The following is a 25,400-nucleotide window of genomic DNA, read 5'->3' as shown; positions in this document are numbered from 1 at the left end:
GGATGAGCGGGGCGTGCCAGGTCGGCGGCGCCAGGTCAGCGGCGTCAGGTCAGCGGTGTCAGGCACTGCAGGCCGGGGGGCGCGGGTCGATGCGCCGCGCGCCCGGTCTTCAGCGTCGGACGTCCGCAGGAGACGAAAAGGTCGCTGAGCACGGACCTGTTCCGACCGCGCAACTCCGGCCCGGCGCGCCCGATGGTCTCGATGGCAGCGTCGACCAGGCGGAACTGGAAGCGGCAACTGCGCGGATCCGGGCGGTTCATGTCGCCGCTGCGGACGAAATTCTCCTGTTTGCAGCCGCCGCTGCACAGGTAGCGGATCGCGCAGTCCGCACACACCGGCGTGTCGTTGATCGACGTCCGCCACCGCTCGGTCGTCGCCGCGTCGACGCCTTCGGAGAAGCTGCCGCTGCGAAAGTCGACCTCGCCCACCAGCCGGTGACAGGGCATCACGGACTGGTCCGGCGAAAAGGTGAAATACTTGCGTCCGCCGGAACAATGTCCGTTCGCCACTTCTCCCAGCAGGATCATGCGGATGATCGTTTCGATCTCCAGCACGCCCTTGAAGCGGTTGTCGTCCGAGAACAGCGTCAGATAGGCCCGCGCGAGGTCGCGATATTCCGCGTCCACCTTGTCGTCGCACAGCGCGTCGATCTCGTCCCGGCTGCGGCCGGCGAACGTGTCCGCGAACACCGGCTTGAGAAAGCTGTCGCCGACCACGGCGGGCAGGATCTGGAACCAGTCGAAGATGTTCTCGCCGTGCAGTTCCCGTACATCCGCGACGAGCGAGGAACCGGGGAACGGCACATAGGTCATGCGTGCCACCAGCGTGATGGCCTCGGACCGCTGGCGCACGCGGCGACAGTTGGCGATGATCTGCTCGAAGGAGCCTCGCCCGGCCAGGTTCGGACGGTTGCGGTCATGCGTCGCCGCGCCGCCGTCGATGGACACCGACACGGTGAAGCCGAAGCGCTCGAACAGGCTCAGTTCCCGCTCGCTCAGCCGTGTCGTCAGATTGGTCGAGATGCGGTAGTGAAAGCGGATGCCGCTGTCTGCGGCCAGCGCGAGTGAGCGCTCGCACAGCGTCTCGATGGCGTCGAAGTTCATCATCGGCTCGCCGCCGAAGAACTCCAGCCGCACCGCGTCCCCGGCGCCGGCATTCTCCGCGATGAAGCTCAGGATCGCATCCAGATCCGTGTCGGTATTCAGCTTTCCCTTGATCCGCCCGTAGTCGCCCCCTTCCGCGAAGCAGTATGTGCACCCCAGATTGCAGACCGACGTCAGGTTGATGTTCAGAGCCAGGTTCGCGCCATCCAGCGGCGAGGCGCGCTCCAACCGATCCCGGTTGAGCGACGTCAGATGGCCCGCCGTCCGCAACTGCTCCAGATCCCTGGCGACCCGCTCCGCCAGCCCGGGGGAAAGCACCTCGGGGTCCCTGCGGTCTTCCGGGGGCGTCCCTTTTATTTCATAGAGTTGGTGCGTTTCCGCATGCAGGATCCAGGCTTTTGCCGCCGCCTGGACGATGTGGAAATCCGGTGTGTCTGGGCGTTGGTCACGCATCCGTTTCTCGCTCCGCGTCGAACTACGGTTAACACCTCTTAATATCGGTACTTTGGTACCAAGCTCAGTGCAAGCACAATCTTTGGGCGAGTTAACCTATGGTAAAACAATCTTAGCGAGTTTTTACGAGGCGGCGGGAGGACCTGCCCCGACTGGGAATTTCGGCTGCTGACGGCAAGTGCAGGGCCGGCCACGCCAAATCGCGAAACCCGGCACAGCGTCGGCGCGTGGCGACATGCAATTCGGCTTGAAGTTTGAATATCCCGGAGTTAGGTACCAATATACCAAACTACCAGAAGCCGAAAGAAGCTCCGTGTCGATCCGCGCTCTCTCCTCCTCCGGCGTCTCCTGGGCGCTGCTTGCCGCCCTGCTCTACACTCTTGCCGCCGCTGCGGCGAAGGTGCTGGTGGGTGACTTCCACGTTCTCGAGATCCTGTTCTTCCGGCAGATCGTCGTACTGCTGTCGACCCTGCCCGAGATGCGGCGCAGCTTTCCGCAAGCGCTTTACACCAGTCGTCCCGGCCTGCATGCCATCCGCCTGGTCGGCGCCTTTCTCGCGCTGTCCTGCGGCATCTGGGCCGTGGCCGTGCTGCCGCTCGCCACGGCGACGACCCTCGGCTTCTCGCAGGTCTTCTTCGTCGCGCTGCTGGCCCGGTTTTTTCTCGGCGAAACTGTCGGGCCGAAAACGTTTGCCGCCATCGCGCTGGGCTTTGCCGGCGTGCTGGTCGTCATGCGTCCCGGCGGGGAGGGCCTGTCGCTGCTCCATGCCGCGATCCCGCTCCTCGGCGGCGTCGGCGGTGCCATGGCGGTGATCAGCGTGCGCCGGCTGGCGCAGACCGAGAGCACCGCCACACTGCTGCTCTACCAGTCGCTGTTTGTCGGGCTGCTCAGCGGCCTGCCGCTGGTCGTCCTCTGGGTGACGCCCGACCTGCCGCAACTGCTTCTGCTGTTCGGCATCGGCATTCTCGCGACGCTTGGCCAGTGGTGCGGCGTTCAGGCGCTGCGTCTCGCCGAGGCCAGCGTCGTCGGCACCCTGGACTACATCAAGCTCGTCTATGCCGAGCTGCTGGGCATCCTGGCCTTCGACGAGCGCTCCGATCGGCAGACGGTCTTCGGCGCGGCGCTGATCGTGCTCGCGGCCTATGCCACGGTGCGCCTGCGCCCGCGCCCGCGCGGTCGCTGAGGGCAGGCCCGGATCACGGTGACCTCGCCGGTGCTTCGGCGGAGCCCGGCGGCGGAGGCGCGTTTGCGGCAGTCGGCCGCCGTCTCTGCGTGACGAGGCGAACGAGGTCGTCGACCAGTTCGTAAAGCACGGGGATCACCAGCAGGCTCAGGAAGGTCGAGGTGATCAGGCCGCCGATCACGACGATGGCCATGGGGGCGCGGAAGCTGGGATCGGCGCCGAAGCCCAGCGCGATGGGCATCATCCCGGCGCCCATCGCCAGGGTCGTCATGACGATCGGCCGGGCGCGCTTGCGGCAGGCGTCGAGCAGCGCATCCAGCCGCGACAGTCCGCGCTCGCGCTGCGCCACCAGGGCATATTCCACCAGCAGGATCGAGTTCTTGGTGGCGATGCCCATCAGCATGATCATCCCGATCATCGCCGGCATGCTGAGATGGGTGCCGGTCGCCACCAGGGCCAGCAGGGCCCCCGGGATCGACAGCACCAGCGCCCCGAGGATCGTCACCGGTTGCGCCCAGGCGCGGAACAACAGCACCAGAACGATGTAGATGCAGGCGATGCCCGTGCCCATCGCCAGTTGGAAGCCGTGCCCCAACTCGTTCGAAGTTTCCGCCGGGCCGATCTCGCTCTTCGTCAGGCCCGGCGGTAGCTGCGTCAGGCTGGGCAGAGCCGCGACCCGCGCCTGCACCTCGCCCAGCGCCCGCCCGTTGAGGTCGACCTCGAAGGTCACGTTGCGCAGGCGGTCCAGGCGGTTGATCTGGGCCGGACCGCTGGCGATCTCGATCTCGGCCACGTCGCGCAGCGGCACCGCGCCGCGCGCCCCCGGCACGGTGAGCTGGCGCAGCAGATCGAGGTCGGCTGCGGCCGCCTCGGGCAGGCGGACGACGACCGGCACCTGGCGCCGCCCGAGGTTCAGCTTCGGCAGGAACTGGTCGTAGTCGCCCTGGGTCGCCACGCGGATCGTCTCGGCGATGGCCTCGGTGTTGACCCCCAGATCCGCCGCGCGCGCGGTGTCCGGGCGCAGGATCAGCTCGGGCCGTTGCAGGCTCAGGCTGCTGACCACCTGGCCGATGCCGTCCAGGCCGCGCAGGTCCCGCTCGACCCTGGCCGCATGCCCGGCCAGCAGATCGCTGTCCTCGCCCGAGAGCACCATCGCATAGGTCTCGCCCGCCACCAGCGCGATGCGGGCGCCGGCCACCTCCTGCAGGCCGTCGCGCAGGTCGCGCTCGATGTCCTGCTGGGTCAGGCCGGGACGGTCCTTGCGCGGCGTCAGGTTGACGGTCAGGGTCGCCATGCGTGCTTCGGCCACTCCGCCGGTGGGGTTGTCGGAGGCGTTGCCGCTGCCGATGGCGGTGAACACGCTCCTCACCTGCGGGTGCTTTGCCACCGCGCGGCGCACCTCTTCGGCGGTCGCGAGCGTCCGGCCGTAGGGGCTGCCGGGCGGCAGTTCGACGGTGATGCGGATCTGGCTGAGGTCGCCGGCCGGCAGGAAGTCGGTCTTTATGGCGCCCGATGCCAGCGGCAGGGCGCAGGCCAGGCCGAAGAGGCCGACGAGCGCCAGCGTCGCCCCCTTGTGCGTGAAGGCCCAGCGCGCCGCCTTCAGATAGGCGGGGATCCAGAAGGGCTCGGCATGCGGCCGGCTGGGCGGCTTCAGCAGATAGGCGGCCATCATCGGCGTCAGCATCCGCGCCACGGCCAGCGAGAAGAACACGGCGACCGATGAGGTCCAGCCGAACTGGACGAAGAACTTTCCCGCAAGTCCCGGCATGAAGGCCGTCGGCAGGAAGACCGCGATCAGGGTGAAGGTGGTGGCGATGACCGGCAGGCCGATCTCGTCGGCTGCCTCGCGCGCGGCGACCAGCGGCTCCTTGCCCTGTGCCATATGGCGCACGATGTTCTCGATCTCGACGATGGCGTCGTCCACCAGGACGCCCACGACCAGCGACAGCGACAACAGGGTGACGATGTTCAGCGTGAAGCCCATCCACTGCATGAACAGGAAGGTGGGCAGGATCGACAGCGGCAGCGCCACCGCGCTGATAAGGGTGGCGCGCAGGTCGCGCAGGAACAGCCCCACCACCACGACCGCCAGCACGGCGCCCTCGATCAGCAGCGACAGGCTGCCCTCGAAGTTCTCCACGACCGGGTCGATGGCATTGAACGCCTCGACAAGGTCGATGTCCGGATGCTCCTGCTGCAGCGCGTCGACCGCCTTGCGCACGCCGCGGGCGACCTCGATGTCGCCGGCGCCGGTGGTGCGCAGGATCTCGAAGCAGACCACGGGCCGGCCGTCCAGGAAGGCGCCGCTGCGGCGCTCGGCCTGGGTGTCGGCGGCCGCGGCCACCTGATCGAGACGGATCACCCGGCCGTCGGGCAGCGGAATGTCCATCGCGGCCAGTTCGGCCGCTGAGGAGGCTTCGACCACCGTCCGCAAGCTCTGTTCGCCGCCGCCGAGCCTGGCGCGTCCGCCGGGGGCCTCGAGCTGCACCCTGGCGAGCCGGCGCGAGACGTCGGCCGCGCTCAGGCGCAGGGCGAGGAGCCGGTCCGGGTCGAGCTCCACCCGCACTTCGCGCGTCACGCCGCCCACGCGCGTCACCGCTCCGACGCCGGGCACGGCCAGCAGGCGCCGGGTGACCCGGTCGTCCACGAACCAGGACAGGGCCTCCTCGTCCCGGCGCGAGGATGCCACCGTGTAGGTCAGGATCGGATCGTTCTTGAACTCGATCTTGCGGATGACGGGCTCGCGGAGCGCGGCGGGCAGGTCGCCCCGCACGCGGGCCACGGCGGCGCGGGTGTCGTCGAGGGCCTCCTGCGGCGGCTTGTCCAGGCGGAACTCGGCCGAAACCGTGGCCACCCCGTCCTGCACCGCGGTGTGCAGATGCCGCAGCCCCTTCATGGCGGCCATGGCGTTTTCCAGTTTGAGCGCCACTTCGGTTTCCATCTGCGCCGGGGCCATCCCCGGCAGGCTGGCGGTGACCGTGATCATGGGCAGGTCCACGTCCGGGAAGTTCTGCACCCTGGCGCCGTGAAAGGCGAAGAGGCCTGCCAGCGTCAGCATGACAAACAGCAGGACGGCCGGAACGGGGTTTCGGATCGACCAGGCGGAGACGTTCATGGTGCCCTCCTTACCGCAGCGCCGGGAGGGGCGCGCCGCCCGCCGCCACGACGACGCGCACCGTCAGACCGTCGGAGAGGAAGCCGACGCCGGCTTCGACGACCGGCATGCCGGGCTCCAGCCCGGCGCGGATCTCGATCCGGCCGTCGCGCCGCGCGCCGACCGTCACCTTCTGCTGCCGCGCCCTGCCGTCCTCGATGCCGAAGACATAGCTGAACCCGTCGCGCAGCAGGACGGCGGTGTCGGGGAGGGTCATCACCTCCCGCAGGTCCAGCAGGATGTCGCCGCGGGCGAAGAGGCCGGCGCGCAGCACGGCGGAAGGCTCCAGATCGACATACACGATGCCGCTGCGCGTCAGCGGATCGACCTGGGGAGAGACCCGGCGTACGCGTCCTTCGGCCGTCTCGCCGCCACTGAGGGCGAGGCGGACACTCTGGCCGGGTGCCAGCCGGGCCAGATCGGGGCCCGGCAGTTCGGCCCGCCATTCCAGCCGACCCTGCCGTTGCAGGCGCAGGATCTCCTGTCCCGCGTGCACGAGCGCCCCTTCCACGGCGGCCACGGCACTGATCACCCCGTCGTCCGGAGCCCGCACGTCGGTGAAGTCCAGCCGCAGTTGGTCGGCCTGCGCCCGTGCGCGGGCGGCTTCGAGCCGCGCTTCGGCCATTTCAGCCGCGGCGACAGCCTGTTCGAAGGCCCGGATCGCGAGGGTCTCGCGCTGGTGCAAGGTCCGGGCGCGTTCGGCGGCACGGGCCGCCTCGGCGGCGGCGGCGCTGGCCTCGCGCAGGGCCGCGCGGCTGGCCTTCAGCTCCGCCCTCAGCGTGCCGGTGGCGAGCCGGGCCAGAAGCTGCCCCCTGGTCACCCGGTCTCCGGTCTCGACCAGCAGTTCCGACAGGCGCAGCCCGCCGATCTCCGCCCCGATGACGACCTCCTGCCAGGCGGCGATGCTGCCGACAGCGGGCAGGGTCTGGGGCCACCGTTCGCGCGCGGCGGAGGTCAAGTTGACCGACAGGGCCGAGGGGGCGGCGGGAGGAGGCTCGGAAGAGGTCGCGCCGCGCACGAGCGATGGCCATGGCGGCCCGATGGTCAACAGGACGGCCACCAGGACGGCCAACAAGGCGGTCAGCCCGATGGCCGGCCCGAGGAGCAGTGTCAGGGAAGACCGGCGACGGCTCATGCGCACCTCTTTCGGCTAAGCCCCGTCCGGCCGCAGCCGAAGCGAAGGGGCGAGGCGGTGAGGTTTCCCTCCGCCCGGCGGCCGGTCATGGGGTGAAGACGATGCGGGTGTTGCCCGGATCGGGACGCGACCAGGTTCGTTCGACCTGGTTGAGCGGGACGGCCCGCGCGTCCACGCGGAAGGTGCCGCGGGCGATCTCCCTCGCCAGCCTCGGCAGCTCGCGCAGGATGGCGCGGCCCGACACGGCCCCGTGTCCGCTGCCGAGGATGCGAAGATCCGCCCGGCGCAGGAGGGTGCCCGGGATCGGCGCGATCTCGCCGGCCATCGAGCCGACGTGAATCCAGGTCAGCGGCAGGCTGTGGCTTTCCCGTTGCGCCAGCATGGACTCCATGCAGCGCACGGCGCTCTCGCCCCAGATGAAGTCCAGCACCACATCCGTCTCGCAGGCGGCGGCACCCAGCCGCTCGTCGCCCAGCAGGATGGTTCCGGTGGCGCCCAGCGCCGGCAACTCCGCCAGCCTGGCCGCGTTGCGGCCCACGGCGAAAACCTGCGAGGCGCCCAGATGCCGGGCGATCTGCACCGCCAGCCGCCCCGAGCTTCCGGTCGCGCCCAGGATCAGCACCCGCCTGCCGCGTTGGAACGGCAGCCGCCAGCGAAAGCCCGGCGCCCGGCAGCGCAGCGCGATCCACGACGCCATGGCCGGGTTCATCGCCGCCGCGATGGCGACCGGATCGCAGCCATCCGGCAGTTCGATGCTGTGGCTGCGCTCGATCACGGTCCGCTCGGCCATCGTTCCGATTCGGCCGGGCTCTTGCACGAAATAGCGCAGCTTGCCGTCGGGACCGCGCCCGACCCCGTCAATGCCGGGGACCTGAGGCAGTTCGGCGGTGCTGGAGTAATGCAGTCCGGCGGCGCGGCCCCGCGTCACATGGTGCAGGCCGGCCGCCAGCACGTCGATCGGCATGTCTGTCGGCGCGCGGGCCTCCGGATCGGCGAAGTCGCCATATCGCGGCGGTTGATCGAAAGCGGTGATGACGGCAGCTTTCACGAGGTCCTTCCTTTCGGGCGCAAACGTGATTAAATTCGCATTACGAATTAATATGGTTCGTAATACGAACAATGTCAAGATGGAGCTGCGATGCAGACGCAAGACGAGACGCCCCCCGCATCCGGCGACGGGCTGGCTGATGCCCTGATGACGACCGCCTTCGTGATAATGGCCGTCGTCAACCGGATCGCCGCCGAGCACGACCTTTCTCAGTCGCTGCTTCGGGTTCTGGGCATCCTGCGGGACCGCCGTCCGCGGATGGCCGAGCTCGCCGACTATCTCGGGCTGGAGAAACAGACGATGTCGGGCCTGGTCTCTCGGGCGGAGAAGCGCGGACTGGTCGCCCGCGCGCCGAATGCCGAGGACGGACGGGCGACCGATGTCTTCCTGACGCGCGAGGGGGCCGAACTGGTCGACCGACTGCATGACGAGGGGCAAGCCGCCCTGGCCCCGATCCTCGACAGGCTCGAGGCGCCCGATCGACAGCACCTCGAGGATCTTCTCCGCCGTCTGGTCGGCGGCCGGCAAGGCTGACGGGTTGCGGCGCGGTCAGGAGAGGCCCGTCGGCGGCGCGCCGTCCGGGGTCTCCCATGCCAGCCGGTCGAGGACGCCCTTCAGCCGAGGCGCCGCGAAATCGAGAAACGCCCGGATCTTGGGAGCAACGAGCCGCACATGCGGATAGACCAGGTGAACCGGTTGCGGCGGCAAGGTGAAAGCCTGCAGTATCGGGACCAGCGTGCCGTCGCGGATCTGCTCGCACACCATGTAGGACAGGGCTATCGTGATGCCATGCCCCATCGCGGCGGCCTGTATCGCCGGGGTCGCGTCGTTGATTTCGAACGTCGGTTGCACAGACACGCTCCCGGTTTTCTGCCCGTTCCGGAAGCGCCATTCGCGGTTCGGCATCAGGCCCGTGAAGGCGATCACCGAGTGGTGCCGCAGGTCCGCCGGCGATGCGGGGACCCCGCGCCTTGCAAGATAATCCGGGCTCGCGACCAGGATCCGATGGACCGAGCCGATCCGCTTGGCGATCAGGGTCGAGTCCGGCAGGTGTCCGATCCGCACCGCGATGTCGACCCCTTCCTCGACGAGGTTCACGACACGATCGAGCAGGAGAACGGACGCCGTCACCCGCGGGTACTGTCCGAGGAAGCCGCAGACGACCGGCGCCAAGGCGGATCGGCCGAAGGTCACCGACGCCGTGATGTTGAGGTGGCCCCGCGGCAGGGCGGTTTCGCCCACCGCCTCCTTCTCGGCAGTGTCGAGATCGGCGAGGACGCGCCGTGCGCTCTCGAGGAAGCGCTGGCCGACGTCGGTGATAGTCAGGCTGCGCGTGGTGCGGTTGAAGACGCGCGCGCCGAGCCGCTCTTCCAGCGCGGAGATGGCGCGCGTCACCGCCGGCGGCGACAGGCGCAGCCGCGCTCCGGCCTTGACGAAGCTGCCCGCGTCGGCCACCGCGATGAACACCTCGAGCTCATGCAGCCGGTCCACTTATTATTCCTCCTTGAGGAATAAAATATTTCATAAGGCGAGCATTCTTTCAATCGATGCCATGAACCAGATTGGGCGGACGCAGTGCCCGGAGCACCGCATCCTCAACCGCACAAGGACTGACTTCATGGCTCGTGTTGCCGTTATCGATCCCCAAACCGCCACCGGCGAGGCCAAGCAGCTTCTGGACGCCGTCCAGTCCGGTCTTGGAATGGTTCCGAACTTCATCCGCGTGCTGGCGAACTCGCCGGTCGCTCTCAACGCCTTCCTGGGTCTTCATGGAATCGCCGGCGCCGGCGTGCTCGACGAACGGACGCGCGAACGCATCGCGCTGGCTGTCGCCGAGCAGAATGCCTGCCAGTACTGCGTTTCGGCGCATACCGCGATCGGCCGCAAGGTCGGCCTCGACAATAACGAGATGCTCGCCAACCGGAGGGGCCGGTCCTCGGATGCCAAGGCGGAGGCCGCGCTGATCTTCGCGCGCGCCCTTGTCGAGCACACCGGTCAGGTCAGCAAGGCCGAGTTCGAGGCCGTGCGCGCGGCGGGTCACTCCGACGCCGAGATCATCGAGATCATCACGCATGTGGCGATGAACATCTTCACCAACCTGCTCGGCAAGGCGACTGAGGTCGAGATCGACTTTCCGAAGGTCGAACTGAACACGGCCGCCTGACGGCGCGAAGGCATCCGGGCGCAGCCTCGGCTGCGCCTCTTCCCTCTGAACCGAAGGAGACACCCCATGACCGAGACGACGCAACCGGACGTCCGCCCCCCGCTGCCGCCCTTCACGCGCGAGACCGCAATCCGCAAAGTGCGGATGGCCGAGGACGCCTGGAACACCCGCGACCCGGAGCGGGTGTCGCTCGCCTATACGCAAGACAGCCGCTGGCGCAACCGTGCCGAGTTCCCGGCCGGCCGCGCCGAGATCGTCGCCTTCCTGCAGCGCAAATGGGCGCGGGAACTGGACTATCGCCTGATCAAGGAGCTCTGGGCCTTCGCCGAGAACCGGATCGCGGTGCGGTTCGCCTACGAATGGCGGGACGATGCCGGAAACTGGTTTCGCAGCCACGGCAACGAGAACTGGGAGTTCGACGAGCACGGCCTGATGCGGCTGCGCTTCGCCAGCATCAACGACCAGCCGATCCGCGACGCCGACCGCAAGTTCCACTGGCCGCAGGGGCCTCGCCCCGCGGATCATCCGGGCCTTTCGGACCTCGGCCTGTGACGCCGGCGCGAGACCGCAGGAGGACATTATGCCCCATCATTTCGCGGAGATTGCCTTCACGCCGACGGTGAAGAAGGTGCAGGAGGCGTTGGGAAGCCGGTCCTCCTATGCCCGCATGGAAAGCGCGCCGGCGGCCGTCAACCAGCGGCTCACCCCGGCGGAGGCCGGCTTCATCGCGGCGCGCGATTCGCTCTACATGGCCACCGTCGGCGAGACGGGCTGGCCCTATATCCAGCATCGCGGCGGGCCGACCGGCTTCGTCCGCGTGCTCGACGAACGCACGATCGGCTTCGCGGATTTCCGCGGCAACCGCCAGTATGTCAGCGTCGGCAACCTGACGGGCGACGACAGGGTGTCGCTGTTTTTCATGGACTACCCGAACAAGACGCGACTGAAGCTCTTCGGGCGGGCGACACTCGTTGGCCTCGACGACGAGGCGACCCTGTCGCGCCTCGAAATGCCGGACTATCGGGCCCGTGTCGAACGGGGGCTCCTCGTCACGGTGGAGGGGTTCGACTGGAATTGTCCTCAACATATCACCGAGCGCCATACGCTGGAGGACATGCGCGCGATGACCGCGCCGCTGGTGGCCCGGATCGCCGAACTCGAGGCGGCATTGGCACGGCACTCGGACGCAGGGCATTCGGATGGGCGCGCGCCGGCGGACCGCTGACGCGCCGGGGCCTTTGCGAATTTCGAGACGGATTTTGCAAAATTCCGTCTCGAAATCGCGAAATTTCAGCGCGGGCCTTGCAAACTCCACAAGTCGGCGTGGCCCCCGTCGACGCCCGGCGCCGGACCTCGGCGAGCGTGTCGTCCGACCGGCCGACCCGTCGGCCATGGGTCAGGCGCCGGGTCAGGCGCGCCGCGCGGGCGTCGGGTCAGGCGCGCCGCGCGGGCGGCAGATGCCTCAGCTTCTCCGGGTTGCGGACGATCCAGATCGCCCGGATATGCCGGCCCACGATGTCGAGCGCGGTGGTCTGAAGGACGCCGTTCGGCTCGACGGAGACGAAGCCGGGCGCGCCGTTGATCGTGCGAAACACGGGGGTCGGCGGCATCTCGGGCGCCTTGCGTGCCAGGCCGACGAAGAAGCCGACCGCCCGCCGTTTCCCCTTCAGGACGTTGATCGCCGCCAGAACCTTGCCGCCGCCATCGGTGTGGACCTCGATCTCCTCGCTGAACAGGGCGAGCAACGCCTGCATATCCCCCTCGCGGCTCGCCCGCCAGAAAGCCGCGACCATCCGCGCGGCCTCCTCGCTGGCGGGCGTATCGACCGGCTCGGCGCCGGCCAGCTTCCGGCGCGCGCGCGACACCAGTTGGCGGCAGGTGGCCGGGGAGCGGCGGACGATCTCGGAGATGTCCTCGAAATCGAAGTCGAACGCATCGCGCAGGATGAAGGCGGCGCGCATCTCTGGCGACAGATGGTGGAGGGTCAGAACGAGCGCGATCCTGACATCTTCGGTCAGCATCCATTGCTGTTCGGCGCTCGCCGCCGTGTCCTGCACCAGAGGATCGGGCAGCCAGGCGCCGATATAATTCTCGCGCCGGATCCGCGCCGAGCCGAGATGGTCGAGACAGAGCCGCATCGTGGTGGCGCTAAGCCACCGCGGGGCACAGGCGATCTCCGCCAGGTCCTGTCGGGAGAACCGCAGCCAGGCCTCCTGCAGGATATCCTCCGTTTCGGCCACCGAGCCGGTCATCCGATAGGCCAGCGCCGCCAGCCGGCGGCGCTGGCGCTGGAAGACGACGATGTGTGCTTCAGGCGGCATCGGCCGCCGCGCGTCTTGGATGGACCGAGCGGAAGGCGACCGCGAAGCGGTTCCACGCATTGATCGTGTTGACGATCAGCGTCAGTTCCACCCGCTCGCGGGGGTCGAAGGCGGCCGCCAGGTCCTCGTAGTCGCCGTCCGGGACGCCGCTGGCCTCGATCCTCGTCAGCGCCTCCGCCCAGCGCAGCGCCGCCCTTTCGCGAGTGTCGAAGGCCGGGCTTTCGCGCCAAGCCGCGAGAACGTCTAGCTTTTCCTGCGAGACGCCGGCGTCCAGCGCCGCGGGCGCATGCATATGCAGGCAATAGGCACAGCCGTTGATCTGCGAGACCCGCATCTTCACCAGCAGGCGCAGGGCCGGCGAGATGCTCAGCGCGCTCGCCGCCTCCTCGAGCGCCAGCATCGGCTTCAGCACGTCGGGGGCAATCCGGAAATAGTCGAGACGGGCCGTCATGGGGAACTCCCTTGCGTTGATGTCGCTCCCTAGACGATTGACGCCCGCCCGGTGTGACACACATGCGCAAAAAAATCTGCCCCCGTGGCCGGGGGCGGGGCTCCGCGGATCCCGGCCCTCCTGTCCCCATATCCGGCCTTTGCGGATTTCGAGACGGATTTTGCAAAATTCCGTCTCGACATCGCGAAAATTCGGCGCACGCCTCGCAAACTCCGCAAGCCCGCGCGAACCCCGCCGACGCCCCGCGCCGCAGGCCGGCTCGGAGCCGGCGGGGCGGGTTATTCCCGCAGCCGCTCCGGCTCGTCGGCGCGCAGATAGGCCTCCTGCTCGGGCGTCAGGACGATCCGGTCGAAGCCGGTCACCATCGGGCGCACATGGCGCAGGAAGCCATGGCCGATGGTCAGCAGATAGACGTGGATGATCACGAAGGTGAAGATCGCGAAGCCGGCGAGGATGTGGAGGTTGGCGACGATCGTCATCCAGAAGCCGCCCGGGTCCCAGTGGCCCCACAGCGCGTGCAGCAGATAGATCAGCCCGGTCGACCAGATGGCCGGGAACAGCACCACTTTCAGCGCCAGATAGCTGAGCGCCTGCAAGGGGTTGTGCTTGCGCGTGAAGATCTTCCGATAGGGGTGCTCCTCGCCCCGGAACACTCCCCAGGCATAGAAGCGGGCAACCGTAAGGAGCCCGCCGAAGCTCGGCCAGAACTGTTTCCAGGCGCCGGTGGTGAACAGCCAGAAGGTCGCGAAGGCCCACAGCAGCAGCAGCGCCAGCGCCACGCCCGAATGCACCACCACCGCAAGCCCGTAGGGCATCGCCTCGTGCAGGCCCATGATCCGCAGGCCGGTGAACAGCAGGATGAAGATCGACACCGCCTGCGACCAGTGCCAGATCCGGTTGAACCGGGTGTAGACCAGCACGCAGCGTTCGTTGGGATCGGAGCGATGTTCAGCCATGCGCCTTCCTCCGCAGCCGGCCCAGCAGCCGCAACAGCCCGTGGCCGAGCACGCCGGCGAGCGCCAGCGCGACCATCAGCATCCCCAGCTTGCCGGCCGGCTGCAGCACCGCGGCGGGGATATAGGTGCCCTCGACCCCGGCCATGCGGCCGTTGCGGGCGTGGCATTCGGCGCAGCCCAGCGCCTGATCGGCCGGCGCCACCATATGGGTGGCCGGCCAGTACATCACGGTATCGGCGAAGTCGAACTTGCCCGAATAGGGCTCGCCGAGATAGGCCATCGCCGCCTCGATCGACTTCGCCCAGTCGAAATTGGTCCAGAAGGCGGTTTCGGTCGCCGGGCCGTAGACATGGGTATGGACGAGCTCGTTCAGCTCGGTGTCATAGGCCTGCCGGCCCGCCATCCGCTTGAAGGGCCAGATCCGGGAATGCGGATCGTCGGGGCTGCCCGTCACCTTGTTGATCTCGACCGGCGCGCTCGGGTCGATCTTGTCGTCGCCGGTGGTGTAGCGCACCTGCCCGTCGAACCAGGCGTAATGCGGGGTCACGTTCTCTTCCCAGCGGAAGTCGCCCTTGGTCGACAGATAGGTGTGCAGCGCCTTGCCGTCCGACTGGATGAAGTCCTCGTCGTGATAGGGCTTGCCGTCCTTCAGCTTGCCGGCGGTCGACCAGTCCCACCAGGTCTTGGTCGCCACCCCGCCCCTGGCGATTTCCGGAATGTGGCAGGTCTGGCAGGCGACGCGGTCGGTATGGTCGTTGAGCTGCCAGCCGATCGGGGTGGCGGCATGCGGGGTGTCGCCGTGACAGGACTGGCAGGTGGCGACGTCGCGGCGCTGGCCCGGCTTCAGCCCGTGCGGGGCCTCGGCCATCACGTCGTAGCGCGACCCCGAGACCTGGTGGCTCCGGCTGACATGACAATCGACGCAGACCAGCCCCGCCCCGTCCTTCGACATGTGCACATCGGTCGCAACGGTTGCCTGCACCAGCGCCGAGGACAGGTCGCCATGTTTCACATTGTCGCCGCCGCCGCCGTAGAAATGGCAGGAGCCGCAATTCTCGATCCCCGGCCTGCCGACCGAGGCCGCGGCCTTGGCAAGGTCCACCGCCACCGCCTTGGCGCCGGTGATGGTCGTGGCCCCCGCGGGCACCGGGTCGAGCGGCGGATGGCCCGCGGCATTGTCGAGCTTGGTGTACTGGCCGGAGCGGTCGTGACAGGCGAGACAGTCGACCGCCGCCGGGTCCGAGGGTGGCTCCTGCCGCACATCGGTCCAGCCATAGCCCGTATGGCAGGAGGTACAGCGCGCCTCGTTGCCCGAGACGTTGCCGCAGAAGGAATTGAGCAGCGTCCGCTTGCCCAGCGTCTGCCCGGTGCGGTCGGCGTCGAATTTCCAGGTCCAGTGCAGCGAGTGCATGACCTGGTTGCCGGCCTCGGTGTGGCAGGCAAGGCAGGCCCGTGTGACCTCGGGACCGGAGGCGAAGGGCCCCTTGAGCGACCTGAATTTCGAATGATCGGCGGTCGAGCCCGAGCCCGAACCTGAATGTGATTCCGGGGCAGACCCCGGCCCGGACCCTGTCTCGGGTGCAGCCGGTGCCGGGCTGGCCTCGCCGCCGGCAAGCGTCGCGGGCGTCGGCGCCGCCGCCTGCTGCGCCGCGAGCGGCTGTACGCCAAGGAGCAGCGCGACCAGCGCCGCGCCGATCCGCAGCACCGGCCTCCCCAGCCGTTCGGGCAAGATCATCGCCATCCTCTCCCCCACAGATGGAATGCAGTATATTCAGAAAACAAGATATTATCCGCGCCCCCGCGTCAACGCGCCCGGTGGCCCGGGGCGAAAGGGTCGCACCATGGGCGTCGGGCGGCGTCTCGGGCCGGGCGCCGGGCCGGGCCTCGGGCGTCTGGCTGTGGGAAGCGGGCCTCGGCCCCGCCGTCACGGGCGTTCGGAGATCGTGTCCGAGCGCACCGCCCTGGTCAACAGGACGGCGCAGGACGCGCGCAGGGCCTTGGGGCAGGATGCGTTGCCGGACTTGGCGCAGACGCGTTGCAGGGCCTTGGCGCAGGGCCTTGGCGCCGGACGCGGCGCAGACGCCGGAATATCCGGCCGCGGCCGGCCGGGAGACGGCTTTTATCAGAGCAAGGGGCGGGGAGGCGAAGGTCACCCCCGGAGCCGCGTCGCCGGGGCCGCGTGGGCGAGGCAAAACGGCGGAGCAAGACCATGGCGGAGACCTGCGCTTGCGCCGGAGCCCTCCGGGGCGTGAGCCGCGAGCGGCGGGAAGGGGGCGGTCTGCTTCTGGGAGATGAGATTTGGAAAGTAGCCATTCATATGAACGTCGCACTCCGAACGTAATGTCCCATGTCAGACGTTTAAGCTGCGCCCTCGGCTACATGAAACTGCCATTTTCATTTGACGAGGTTGCATATTTAATTTTTTTGAATTTAAGGCGCAGTGCGGACAAATAATTCTATTGTATCCTCGGGGTTCTGCTCTGAATTGTATTCAGTACCGTCCTTGGAAAACCCCAATTGAGAGAGCATTTCCTGCATGATGTCGTTGGAAGTTCGCGTTGTGGCAAACAAAGCAGAGCCGTTGGCAGCAGGCAGAAGATCATTGATAAGCCGGGTCATCTGACCTTTTTTGCGATGAGGGACATCGAGAAATATCCAGCCGAGCTCGTAAGGATAAGCAGCAGGGTCTAATTGGCTGCCGGCCTTCTTGAACACTTTGTTACGATATCCGGCGGCCGGCTTCTTCAACGCTGCGGTGCCAACGACAGCACCCTCATAGACAATGATTCCAAGCCGAAAGGCGCGTTTCGCGCGCTGACGAACCCCATCAGCTACTTCGCCGCTCTCGGCCACCTTTGCGGCGAACTGATCAAGTTCAGCGGCGCTAAAAGCCTTGGGAGCCTTCGCGACAATCAGGTATTTCTTGTTGCGCTCGGTATCATGGACGTACTTTGTGGCAACTTCCAATAGATTACTTGCATCCTCGTCCGTAATGTCGCTGTCCTCGGGCTGTTTTGCCGGAACTGTTAGTTTTCCTCCGGCGACGACATGTGAGAAAAGATTTTCATCTTCTCTTATCTCGTTGATAAGCGCGTTAATGTACTTCAGGCGAGCCTTTTTTCGGACCGGGTCCTCACGCTCGTCCTGTCGAAAGAGTGCGCGGAGGCGAGAGTTAACATTGTCTGTGTCTATAGTTAGCTTTGAGACAAGACCTTGAATGGCGCTTAAGGTGCTCTCCGTGTCATCTAGCTGATAATCCGCCCATCCAAGCTGATCGGACATACTCTTGATGCTGCTGTTGAGCGAAGACTCAAGGTTGCTCAGATCTGCCGTAATGCGCTCGGCGGCCACCTCGAATCGCGCCGCAAATGCGCTCGCTTCGCTCTCCAGAAAAAGCCGGAGCAACTCGCTTGGATGTAGCGGACGGTTTCGCGCCCCGTCACGGCGGCAGTAAACACCCTTTGGTGTACAATGCGGCTTGGTCTCGCTCGACGGAACTTGCACCCTAAGGATGGGCATGTCGTCGAGGTTCTCGATATAGATATCGATCGAGACGGGTGGAATGCAGCTAACTGCTTTGTTGAGGACCTGGAGAACGGTGGCATCGCTGACATCGCAACCGCGCACGACTCCGGTCTGGGTCTTGTCTACGACCTGTTCGTCAACGCCAACCAATATGCTTCCGCCAGCTTCCGAATTGGCGAAGGCAACGAGATCATCTGCGCTGATGCCGTCTGGCCGACGCTTGAAATCCGATCGCTTGCTTTCACCTTCGGCCAGAAGTTCGCGTGTCAGCTTGCTTAGATTTTTGATGTGCTTCTTGATCGCCATCGCTCGTCTGGCCTTTGCTAAACTGCGCGTCTATGGGAATCGGCTCGCAGAATCAAATATGCTCCGTTAGTCTTGTTTACTTTCATTCCTGTCCGCAAATATTTCTTTCCGCCTGGGCTCCCCCAGGGCAGTTTCCGCTATTGCTCCCGCTTTGATGTCCGTTTGGAACGAAACGAATGGCAAGTTTCGCGTGGCGACGGCGGCGCGCAGAACGCCGGCAATTGCGTCGCCTGCTGCCCTAGCCGGCCTTCCAAGCAGATCGGGCGGCAGGGGAGAAGCGGCGGCAATATCGCGCAATCGGCGTCAATTGCGCGGAGCTTTGGAGCTTTGCAGTCGGGGCGGCGAGCGCGATTGCGCGACCGACCGGTCAGGTCGTGAACTTATAATTCTGGCGAGAAACCGTCTGCGCGCGAGGCTGATTGGACACAAGCAGCAAGACCGCAGGAAACAGTCGGGTTTTCAGGGGCTTCCGACGCCGTTGCCGACGGGTTCGCACAGACCCGAAGGGCGCTCGCCCGGCATCACGTTGCGGCGTCGGACCGCTCCGCCTGCTGCCATCGCGCTCCTCCTGGCATGTCATGGCCGGGCCGGACGCCGTTTCCGGCACCATTATCAGTCCACGACCCGGGATTGCCGCGACAGGAGCAAGGCCAAAGCCGCCGAGACTGCGCCGAAGGCGCATGTGCCGGTCCAGCCCCAGGCGGCATAGGCCGCACCGCCGATGCCCGCTCCGACCGCGCCTCCGGCGAGCATGGTCGCCATGAACACGGTGTTGAGCCGGCTGCGGGCGGTCGGATCGAGCGCATAGACGCGCGCCTGGTTGGCAACCTGCGAGGACTGCACGGCAAGGTCCAGAACCAGAATGCCGACAACGAGGCCAAGGAGGGAGCCCTGCCAAAGCCCGAAGATGACGAAGGCGAGCAACACGAGACCCGCGCCGGTCGAGACCACCACGGCCGGCCCGCGCTTGTCCGCAAAGCCCCCGGCGATCGGCGCGGCGAGCGCGCCGGCAACCCCGACAAGCGCCAGCAGGCCGACCGCCGTTCCGCCAAGCCGATAGGGCGGATCGGACAGCAGCAGCGCCAGCGTCGACCAGAAGCCGATGAACGCCGCGAAGATCAGGAACTGCACCGCAACCGCGCGCCGCAGAACGCCATGCGTGCGCACCAGCGTCCATAGGGACCCGAGCAGGCGCGGATAGCTCAAGTCGGTTGTTGGCGGCACACGGGGCAGCCAGAGCGCCAGCGCCGCGCCGATGGCGATCATCAGCACTGCCGCGAACCAGAACACGACAGGCCAGCCCCAGGCATCCGAGATCGTGCCGCTGATCGTACGGGCAAGCAGGATGCCGATCAGGATGCCGCCCGTCACCGTGCCGAGAATGCGCCCGCGCTCCGCAGGCGGAGCCAGATGCACGGCAAGCGGGACGATCTGTTGCGCCACCGTGGCGAACAGGCCCACGGCGAGGCTGGCCACCGCGAGCCACACAAAGCCGGGCGAGACGGCCGCACTGATGAGAGCCGCCACCAGAGCGCCGGTGGTGACAAGAATAAGCGACTTGCGCTCCAGCCGGTCGCCGAGCGGCGCGAGGAACAGCACGCCGATCGCGTTGCCCGCCTGTGTCAGCACCGGCACGATGGCGGCGGCCCCGGCCGCCAGCCCGAAATCCGCCGTCAGATGGCCGAGGAAGGCCTGGTTGTAGTAGCTGTTGGCGACGGCCGCTCCAGCGCCGACCGCCAGGAGGCGGACCAGGGCGGCGGACAGGTGATCGGGTCGGGGAAGGTTGGTTTGCATGCGCGGCAGACATACATTTCGGCCTTGCCCGCACAAATGATATCTCTTGTCGAACGATTTAGCTCAGCTAAACTCAAGAGCATGACGCTGCCCGTTTCCCTTGGTGCGCTGCGCACCTTCGTCGAGGTCGGCCGGCACGGCAGCATCAAGCGCGCCGCGCAGGAGCTGAACGTGACGCCGGGGGCCGTCAGCCAGCAGGTCAAGGCGCTGGAAGCGCGCTTCGGCGTCCGGCTTCTCGAGCGCGGCAACCGCGAGGTGAAGCTGTCCGCGCATGGCCTGCGCCTGTTCGGCAAGGTCGCTCCGGGCTTCGAGCAGATCGACGCCGCCGTGCAACTGTTCGAGGATCGTCGGCCAAGCCCGCGCTCGCTGGTCGTCAGCACCACGCCGTCCTTTGCCGCGTGCTGGCTCACGCCCCGCCTTGGCCGCTTCGCCGCGCAGCATCCCGAGGTCGAGCTCCGGATCGAGACCTCGGTGCAGCTCGCCGACATGACGACCGGGGGAGTGGACGTCGCGATACGGCACGGCTCCGGCGATTATCCCGGTTTGGATGCCGCTTTGCTGTTTGCCCCCCGGCTCATTGCAGTCGGCAGTCCGTCGCTCTTGATCGACGGCTCTCTGACCGATCCGGCGGACTGCCTTCGCTATCCGCTTCTGCAGGATCGCGACCGCGCGGACTGGCCGGCCTGGTTTGAGGCGCATGGCGTCGGGCCGGCCCGCAATGCGACGAAGGGGCCGAGCTACGCCGACGACGCCCTGCTGATCCAGGGCGTCATTGCCGGCCAGGGCCTTGCCGTCGTGCGGGATGTTTATGCCGCCCGCGATCTGGAGGCCGGGAGCATCATGCTGGCGATCGATGCGCCCATTCGGGCGAAGGCGGGATATTTCGCCGTGGTGCAGCCGGCTAGGGTGACCGTGCCGAAGATCGCGGCATTCCGCCGATGGATCATGCGCGAGGCCGGTGTCGCATAGATCCCGCGCCCCGCGAAAGGCGTCGAGCGAAGCGAGACTGCCGTGAGCTGAGACAATGGTGGAGCATCGCGCAGACATTTCGAACCCGCAGGGTTCGCAAGGCCAAGGGCCGTCCGAGCTGATGCGAGGCCCCGACTGGAGCGAAGCCCGAAGGGCGACAGCGCGAAGTCAGATAGTGGTGGGCCGTGGCCAATGAAGATTAGAACGACGCCTGCGCTTCGCCCTTTTAATGCCGCACGCTTACGCCGTTTTGAGCAACGGCGGGAATCTTGCCGATCAACGGATATGGCCAGTTCTTTTCAAAGATCGATGCTTACAGAGGAAGGAAGACATGGCTGTTCCTGCCACCAAGACGGAACTACTGGCGGCCATTACGATGACGTTCGAACGGCTGATCGCGGATTTGGCGAAGGTTCAGCCCAACCGTGCACGTGAGGTCACGATGAAGGGCCATGCTGAAGGGACCATGATGAGCCCGGCGGATCTGGTCGCCTATCTGATCGGATGGAACGAACTGGTTCTGAAATGGCTGGACCGCGACGACCGGGGCGAACCGGTCGATTACCCCGAAGCGGGCTTCCAATGGAACCAACTCGGCCTGCTGGCTCGGAAGTTCTACGCCGATTACAGCGCGATGGAATGGCACGACCTGCTCGCCCGTCTGGAGGATGCGAAGGCAGGACTGATCGCGACGATCACGGCCCGATCCGATGAAGAACTCTATGGCGGCGCCTGGTACGGGAAATGGACCAAGGGCCGCATGATCCAGCTCAACACCTCGTCCGCTTACACCAATGCCCGAGCCCGGATTAGGACCTGGCAGAAGGCGCAGGGCTGAAGGTGCGGTTCTTGGCGGAGGGGGACCGGCAAGCACTGGCCGACGGCACGTGAGAGGCGGCATTCGCACAGCTATCGCGCGGAAATTTCACTACAGCGCATAATTAGCAGTGAATGGCGGAGAGAGAGGGATTCGAACCCTCGATACGGTTTCCCGTATACACGCGTTCCAGGCGTGCGCCTTAAACCACTCGGCCACCTCTCCGCAGCCGGCCCGTCCGAAGGGGCCTGCGCAGCAGGCGTTTCGGCGGTCCTCGTGCGGGAGAAAGACCGCAGCCGGCGCAGGTGCCGAAGCGGCACGGCGCCGGACCGATCCGGCCCGCAAGTCGCGCAATATACTGACGGCGCGGCCAAGTTCAAGCCTTCATCCATGTCCCTGAGCGCTTTTCAACACGGGCACGCGGAGGGCCGCAAGACGCCGGCCGGACGACGGGGCCCGGCGGCACGGCCGCCTGCGCATTGTCGCCGTTTTCGCGTGCTTTGCTGTCGCCTGGACGCGCCCGGCGGGCTATGGTCCGGATCGCGGCTGCGCGCGTATCCGGGCTGACGGTCAAGGGCCGGGACGAGCCCCATTTGGGGTTGGCGACACCCGGTTGGCGCGGGACAGGTGCGTCAGGCGGGCGTGACAGGCAGGCGCGTCAGGCGGGCGGCAGCGGCCCGGCAACTCCGGCCCGGCGGGCCGCGGGCTTTCGTGGTGGATGGATCCGGAACGGGACGATGGTCAGACTTTTCCTGCGGCTTCTCGGGCTCTGGTTCGTCGCCCTGGCGCTGGTGGCGCTCGTCGTCGACGGCACCGCCACCATCGCCGCCGGCGCCTGGTCGGCGACGCCCTTCGGCCAGTACTGGTTCGATTTCGCGCCCGGCAGCCTTGCCGCCGCCCAGGCCTTCGTCCAGAGCGAGATCAACCCGCTCGTCTGGGATCCGGTGGTGCTGACGCTGCTGGTGCAGCCGGCCTGGGTGATCGTCGGCCCGCTCGGCTTCCTGCTGCTGTGGATCGGCGATCTCGGCCGCGGCCGCCGCAGGCGGGCCGGCATCGCCTGACCTGACGCCGTCCCGGCGTCTCGCCCAAAAGGAGGCATCCATGTCGTTCATGACCATGCTCAGCAACAAGTTTTCCCTGGTCGACCCGGCGATGGCGCTGCCCGGCCGCAGCGAGCCGATCATGACCCCGGGCATCCATACCGTGCTCGGCCGCCCGCTCGATCTTGCCCCCGGCGCCGGCGAGGACGAGGTGCTGCTCGGCCTCGGCTGCTTCTGGGGCGCCGAGCGGCTGTTCTGGACCCTGCCGGGCGTTCTCGTCACCGCCGTCGGCTATGCCGGCGGCCACACGCCGAACCCGACCTATCACGAGGTCTGCACCGGGCGCACCGGCCATGCCGAGGTGGTGCGGGTGGTCTTCGACACCGCGCGGCTGTCGCGCGAGGCGCTGCTCAAGGCGTTCTGGGAGGGCCACGACCCGACGCAAGGGATGCGCCAGGGCAACGACACCGGCACCCAGTACCGCTCGGCGATCTATTGCGCGGAAGGAAGCGGGATGGCGGCGGCGGTGGAGGCCTCGCGCGCGGCCTATGCGGCGGCGCTGAAGGCGGCCGGCCATTCGCGCGCGATCACCACCGAGGTGAAGCCGGTCGGCGCGTTCTACTTCGCCGAGGACTATCACCAGCAATATCTCGACAAGAATCCCGGCGGCTATTGCGGCCTCAGCGGCACCGGCGTCGCCTGCCCGGCCGGGCTGGACGTTTAGGTCGCCTCTTGCGACAAGCCGCTGCCGGCGATCCGATGCGGGCGGGCGGGACGCGCGACGCGGCGGCTATGCAGCCGCCCCGGCTCGGGCCATAGTCGGACGATGAGACCTGCTCCCGGCATCGATCCGCTCGTGCGTGCCCGCCATCTGCGGCGCAACCGTCTGCACACGCTGCTGCTGGGGGCCGGCGCGGTGCTGCTGCTCACCCTGACCGCCTGGACGCTGGCCGGCCCCGACGGGGTGCTGTGGGCGGCGCTCGGCGGGTCGCTGTCGGTGCTGGTCGCGGCGCGCTTCTCCTCCGCGCTGGTGCTGCATCTCTACGGCGCGCGGGAGATGACGGCGGCCGCCTTTCCCGATGCGCATACGATCGTCCGGCTGCTGGCGCAGCGCGCCGGCCTGCCGCGCATGCCGAAGCTCTACCTGGTGCCGAGCCGGCTGGTGAACGCCTTCTCGACCGGCACCCGCGAGGACAGCGCCATCTGCCTGACCGAAGGGCTGCTGGTCCGCCTGACCCCGCGCGAATTCGTCGGCGTGATGGCGCATGAACTCGCCCATGTGGCGCATGGCGACATCCATGTCATGGCGATGGCCGACATGGTCGCCCGGATGACCGGCATCATGTCGCTGTTCGGCCTGGCCCTGGTGCTGGTCAACCTGCCCGAGGCGCTGGCCGGCGGCGCCGGCGTGCCCTGGGGCACGGTGCTGCTGCTGGTGGTGGCGCCGACGCTCGGGACGATGGTGCAGCTTGCCCTGTCGCGCACCCGCGAATTCGACGCCGATGTCGGCGCCGCCTCGCTGACCGGCGATCCGGACGGCCTTGCCAGCGCGCTGATGAAGCTGGAGCGCATTCACGGCCGGATGTGGGAGGCGGCGCTGCCGCAGGGCGCCCGCATCCCCGACCCCTCGGTCCTGCGCAGCCATCCGGAAACCGGCGAGCGGGTGCGGCGGCTGCGCGAATTGCGCGCGGTGCCGGAGGACTGGCTGCCGGTCGAGGCGATGCCGCATGTGGCGGGCCGCTCGCCGGTGCCCGACACCGGCGCGCCGCGCCGCCGGCTGAGCCGGTTCGGCACCTGGTACTGACGCGTCGGATCGGGCCAGCCGCGCCTATTCCGGCAGGCCGAGGAAGCGGAACGGCTCGGCCTCGACAAAGTCCGCCGTGGCATCGCCCGAATGGATGTGCTGCTGGTCGGGGCCGAGGTCGAGCCTGCGCACCGGCGCGCCTTGCGAAAAGTCGATCTGCTTCAGGTCGACCCAGAACGTGTTCGGGGTGAGGGCGGATTCGAAGAAATACAGCAGCCGCTGGTGGTCGACGACCGTGCGCCAGCGGGTGGAGGAGATGTTCGGCTGGTCCGGCGTGGTGATGCCGAAGGGCACCGAGACGTTGCGGATGACGCTGAAGACGCTGGCGACCGCCCGGTTGGGATCCTCGGGCCGCGGGATCGCCTCGACATAGAAGCTCGCCCGCGCGAAGCGGTCGGCGGCGCGGTTGGTGCCGGGCAGGAACACGGTGCCGCCGATGCCGCGCCAGTATTCGGCGAGCGCCAACTGCTCGTCGAAGGTCGGCGAATTGGTCATCACCGTGTAGCGGCGGCCGTGATGGATGACCTGCCGGCCCTCGATATATTCGACGATGGCGCTGTCGCCGCTGGCATCCGACATGGACAGGTGCAGCGTCGCAAGCCGGTCCTCGCCGGGCACGCTGTCGGTGACGATGGTGAAGGGCTCCGTCTCCAGCACCGCGACCGCCTCGGCGACGCTGGCGAAATTGTCGAGCACATACTGGCCCCAGGCGGCGATGGTCAGGCCCGGACGGTCACCGTTCATCTCGGGATATTCGGACTCGGCCAGCCAAAGGAGGTTGACGGCAAGGCCCTCCTCGTTGACCCCGTCCGTGGTCGATATGTCATAGCCCGAGGCGATGACGCTGCCGTATTTCGAGGTCCATTTCAGCGAGTTCGGCCCGGCCTCGCCGCTGCGCTCCATGCCGCGCGGCATCACCCACAGGTTGGTGGCGATCTCGGTCCTCCAGTCCATCGACCGGGCGGTGATCACCGTGTCGCCGGCGCCGTGATAGACGAGGCGCGTGCAGGCCTCGGCAAGGGCAACGCCGCCGGTGGCGATGAGCGCGGCGAGCGCGATACGCGCGCTGATGCGCGTGCCGAGGTGGCGGGCGCGGGCGGAAAACGGCGTGCGGGGCATGGGGGACCTTTCGGCGAGCCTTGTGGGGGCGACTGCGCCGCCCCGAAACGGACGGCCG

Annotated in this window: 22 protein-coding genes and 1 tRNA gene; 10 read left to right on the top strand and 13 right to left on the bottom strand. The window is 67.4% G+C overall.

Annotation, left to right across the window (positions count from 1 at the left end; translation table 11 throughout):
• Positions 1–44: 44 nt before the first annotated feature.
• Complete coding sequence (locus P2PM1_RS13190) at positions 45–1,421, bottom strand: radical SAM/SPASM domain-containing protein (RefSeq protein WP_186399337.1); 1,377 nt, start codon at positions 1,419–1,421, stop codon at positions 45–47.
• A gap of 448 nt (positions 1,422–1,869) precedes the next feature.
• On the opposite strand from P2PM1_RS13190, the gene P2PM1_RS13185 reads away from it, so the two are divergent.
• A complete protein-coding gene (locus tag P2PM1_RS13185; RefSeq protein WP_208984623.1) occupies positions 1,870–2,739 on the top strand; it encodes a DMT family transporter in 870 nt (289 codons plus the stop codon).
• Between the two features lie 13 nt (positions 2,740–2,752).
• On the opposite strand, the gene P2PM1_RS13180 is transcribed toward P2PM1_RS13185, so the two are convergent.
• The 3 genes from P2PM1_RS13180 to P2PM1_RS13170 all read right to left on the bottom strand — a co-directional run bounded on the left by P2PM1_RS13180 (position 2,753) and on the right by P2PM1_RS13170 (position 8,076).
• Positions 2,753–5,854: an efflux RND transporter permease subunit gene (locus P2PM1_RS13180; RefSeq protein WP_186399335.1), complete on the bottom strand. Its 3,102-nt coding sequence runs from the start codon at positions 5,852–5,854 to the stop codon at positions 2,753–2,755.
• Between the two features lie 10 nt (positions 5,855–5,864).
• Entirely contained in the window at positions 5,865–7,028 is a 1,164-nt protein-coding gene (locus P2PM1_RS13175) for an efflux RND transporter periplasmic adaptor subunit (protein WP_186399334.1), read from the bottom strand.
• Positions 7,029–7,113: 85 nt separating this feature from the next.
• Positions 7,114–8,076 carry a zinc-binding alcohol dehydrogenase family protein gene (locus P2PM1_RS13170; RefSeq protein ID WP_186399333.1) on the bottom strand — a complete coding sequence of 321 codons (963 nt, stop codon included), beginning with the start codon at positions 8,074–8,076 and terminating at the stop codon, positions 7,114–7,116.
• A 90-nt stretch (positions 8,077–8,166) separates the two neighbouring features.
• Here P2PM1_RS13170 and P2PM1_RS13165 point away from each other — a divergent pair, with 90 nt between their 5' ends.
• The gene (locus P2PM1_RS13165) at positions 8,167–8,610 is read left to right on the top strand and encodes a MarR family winged helix-turn-helix transcriptional regulator (protein ID WP_186395592.1); all 444 of its coding nucleotides are present in this window, start codon (positions 8,167–8,169) and stop codon (positions 8,608–8,610) included.
• A gap of 15 nt (positions 8,611–8,625) precedes the next feature.
• Here P2PM1_RS13165 and P2PM1_RS13160 read toward each other — a convergent pair whose 3' ends face one another.
• A complete protein-coding gene (locus P2PM1_RS13160) occupies positions 8,626–9,567 on the bottom strand; it encodes a LysR family transcriptional regulator (protein ID WP_186386081.1) in 942 nt (313 codons plus the stop codon).
• A 127-nt stretch (positions 9,568–9,694) separates the two neighbouring features.
• Between P2PM1_RS13160 and P2PM1_RS13155 the strand changes: the two genes are divergently transcribed.
• From P2PM1_RS13155 to P2PM1_RS13145, 3 genes are all read left to right on the top strand, one after another.
• A complete protein-coding gene (locus P2PM1_RS13155) occupies positions 9,695–10,240 on the top strand; it encodes a carboxymuconolactone decarboxylase family protein (RefSeq protein WP_186395590.1) in 546 nt (181 codons plus the stop codon).
• A gap of 66 nt (positions 10,241–10,306) precedes the next feature.
• Positions 10,307–10,792, top strand: a complete 486-nt coding sequence (locus P2PM1_RS13150) for a nuclear transport factor 2 family protein (RefSeq protein ID WP_186399332.1) — start codon at positions 10,307–10,309, stop codon at positions 10,790–10,792.
• 28 nt (positions 10,793–10,820) lie between these two features.
• The gene (locus tag P2PM1_RS13145; RefSeq protein ID WP_186399331.1) at positions 10,821–11,465 is read left to right on the top strand and encodes a pyridoxamine 5'-phosphate oxidase family protein; all 645 of its coding nucleotides are present in this window, start codon (positions 10,821–10,823) and stop codon (positions 11,463–11,465) included.
• A 208-nt stretch (positions 11,466–11,673) separates the two neighbouring features.
• Here P2PM1_RS13145 and sigJ read toward each other — a convergent pair whose 3' ends face one another.
• The 6 genes from sigJ to P2PM1_RS13115 all read right to left on the bottom strand — a co-directional run bounded on the left by sigJ (position 11,674) and on the right by P2PM1_RS13115 (position 19,593).
• Complete coding sequence (gene sigJ, locus P2PM1_RS13140; protein WP_186395588.1) at positions 11,674–12,561, bottom strand: RNA polymerase sigma factor SigJ; 888 nt, start codon at positions 12,559–12,561, stop codon at positions 11,674–11,676.
• Complete coding sequence (locus P2PM1_RS13135) at positions 12,551–13,012, bottom strand: carboxymuconolactone decarboxylase family protein (protein WP_186399330.1); 462 nt, start codon at positions 13,010–13,012, stop codon at positions 12,551–12,553. Before P2PM1_RS13135 ends, sigJ begins: the two co-directional genes overlap by 11 nt.
• Before the next feature lie 278 nt (positions 13,013–13,290).
• Entirely contained in the window at positions 13,291–13,968 is a 678-nt protein-coding gene (locus P2PM1_RS13130) for a cytochrome b/b6 domain-containing protein (protein ID WP_186399329.1), read from the bottom strand.
• Entirely contained in the window at positions 13,961–15,703 is a 1,743-nt protein-coding gene (locus P2PM1_RS13125; protein WP_186399328.1) for a tetrathionate reductase family octaheme c-type cytochrome, read from the bottom strand. Before P2PM1_RS13125 ends, P2PM1_RS13130 begins: the two co-directional genes overlap by 8 nt.
• Positions 15,704–16,398: 695 nt before the next feature.
• Positions 16,399–17,799: an RNA-binding domain-containing protein gene (locus P2PM1_RS13120; RefSeq protein WP_186399327.1), complete on the bottom strand. Its 1,401-nt coding sequence runs from the start codon at positions 17,797–17,799 to the stop codon at positions 16,399–16,401.
• 612 nt (positions 17,800–18,411) lie between these two features.
• Positions 18,412–19,593, bottom strand: coding sequence for an MFS transporter (locus P2PM1_RS13115; RefSeq protein ID WP_186399326.1), 1,182 nt, complete (start codon positions 19,591–19,593; stop codon positions 18,412–18,414).
• Here P2PM1_RS13115 and P2PM1_RS13110 point away from each other — a divergent pair.
• Entirely contained in the window at positions 19,588–20,562 is a 975-nt protein-coding gene (locus P2PM1_RS13110) for a LysR substrate-binding domain-containing protein (protein ID WP_244301499.1), read from the top strand. The two genes, P2PM1_RS13115 and P2PM1_RS13110, sit on opposite strands and share 6 nt — an antisense overlap.
• A gap of 331 nt (positions 20,563–20,893) precedes the next feature.
• Positions 20,894–21,400: a ClbS/DfsB family four-helix bundle protein gene (locus P2PM1_RS13105; RefSeq protein ID WP_186399325.1), complete on the top strand. Its 507-nt coding sequence runs from the start codon at positions 20,894–20,896 to the stop codon at positions 21,398–21,400.
• Positions 21,401–21,514: 114 nt separating this feature from the next.
• On the opposite strand, the gene P2PM1_RS13100 is transcribed toward P2PM1_RS13105, so the two are convergent.
• Positions 21,515–21,604, bottom strand: a tRNA-Ser gene (locus tag P2PM1_RS13100).
• A 512-nt stretch (positions 21,605–22,116) separates the two neighbouring features.
• On the opposite strand from P2PM1_RS13100, the gene P2PM1_RS13095 reads away from it, so the two are divergent.
• The 3 genes from P2PM1_RS13095 (at position 22,117) to P2PM1_RS13085 (ending at position 24,223) form a co-directional block, all read left to right on the top strand.
• Complete coding sequence (locus P2PM1_RS13095) at positions 22,117–22,440, top strand: hypothetical protein (protein WP_186395521.1); 324 nt, start codon at positions 22,117–22,119, stop codon at positions 22,438–22,440.
• Positions 22,441–22,480: 40 nt separating this feature from the next.
• Entirely contained in the window at positions 22,481–23,143 is a 663-nt protein-coding gene (gene msrA / locus P2PM1_RS13090; RefSeq protein ID WP_186388538.1) for a peptide-methionine (S)-S-oxide reductase MsrA, read from the top strand.
• A gap of 102 nt (positions 23,144–23,245) precedes the next feature.
• Complete coding sequence (locus P2PM1_RS13085) at positions 23,246–24,223, top strand: zinc metalloprotease HtpX (RefSeq protein ID WP_186399324.1); 978 nt, start codon at positions 23,246–23,248, stop codon at positions 24,221–24,223.
• A gap of 24 nt (positions 24,224–24,247) precedes the next feature.
• On the opposite strand, the gene P2PM1_RS13080 is transcribed toward P2PM1_RS13085, so the two are convergent.
• A complete protein-coding gene (locus tag P2PM1_RS13080; protein WP_186399323.1) occupies positions 24,248–25,342 on the bottom strand; it encodes a linear amide C-N hydrolase in 1,095 nt (364 codons plus the stop codon).
• Positions 25,343–25,400 lie beyond the last annotated feature (58 nt).

Origin of the sequence: Stappia sp. P2PMeth1 (assembly GCF_900185735.1) — a bacterium.
Lineage (GTDB): Bacteria > Pseudomonadota > Alphaproteobacteria > Rhizobiales > Stappiaceae > Stappia.
Note: the sequence above shows the minus strand (reverse complement) of the source record. Positions and strands in the feature narration are given on the sequence as shown.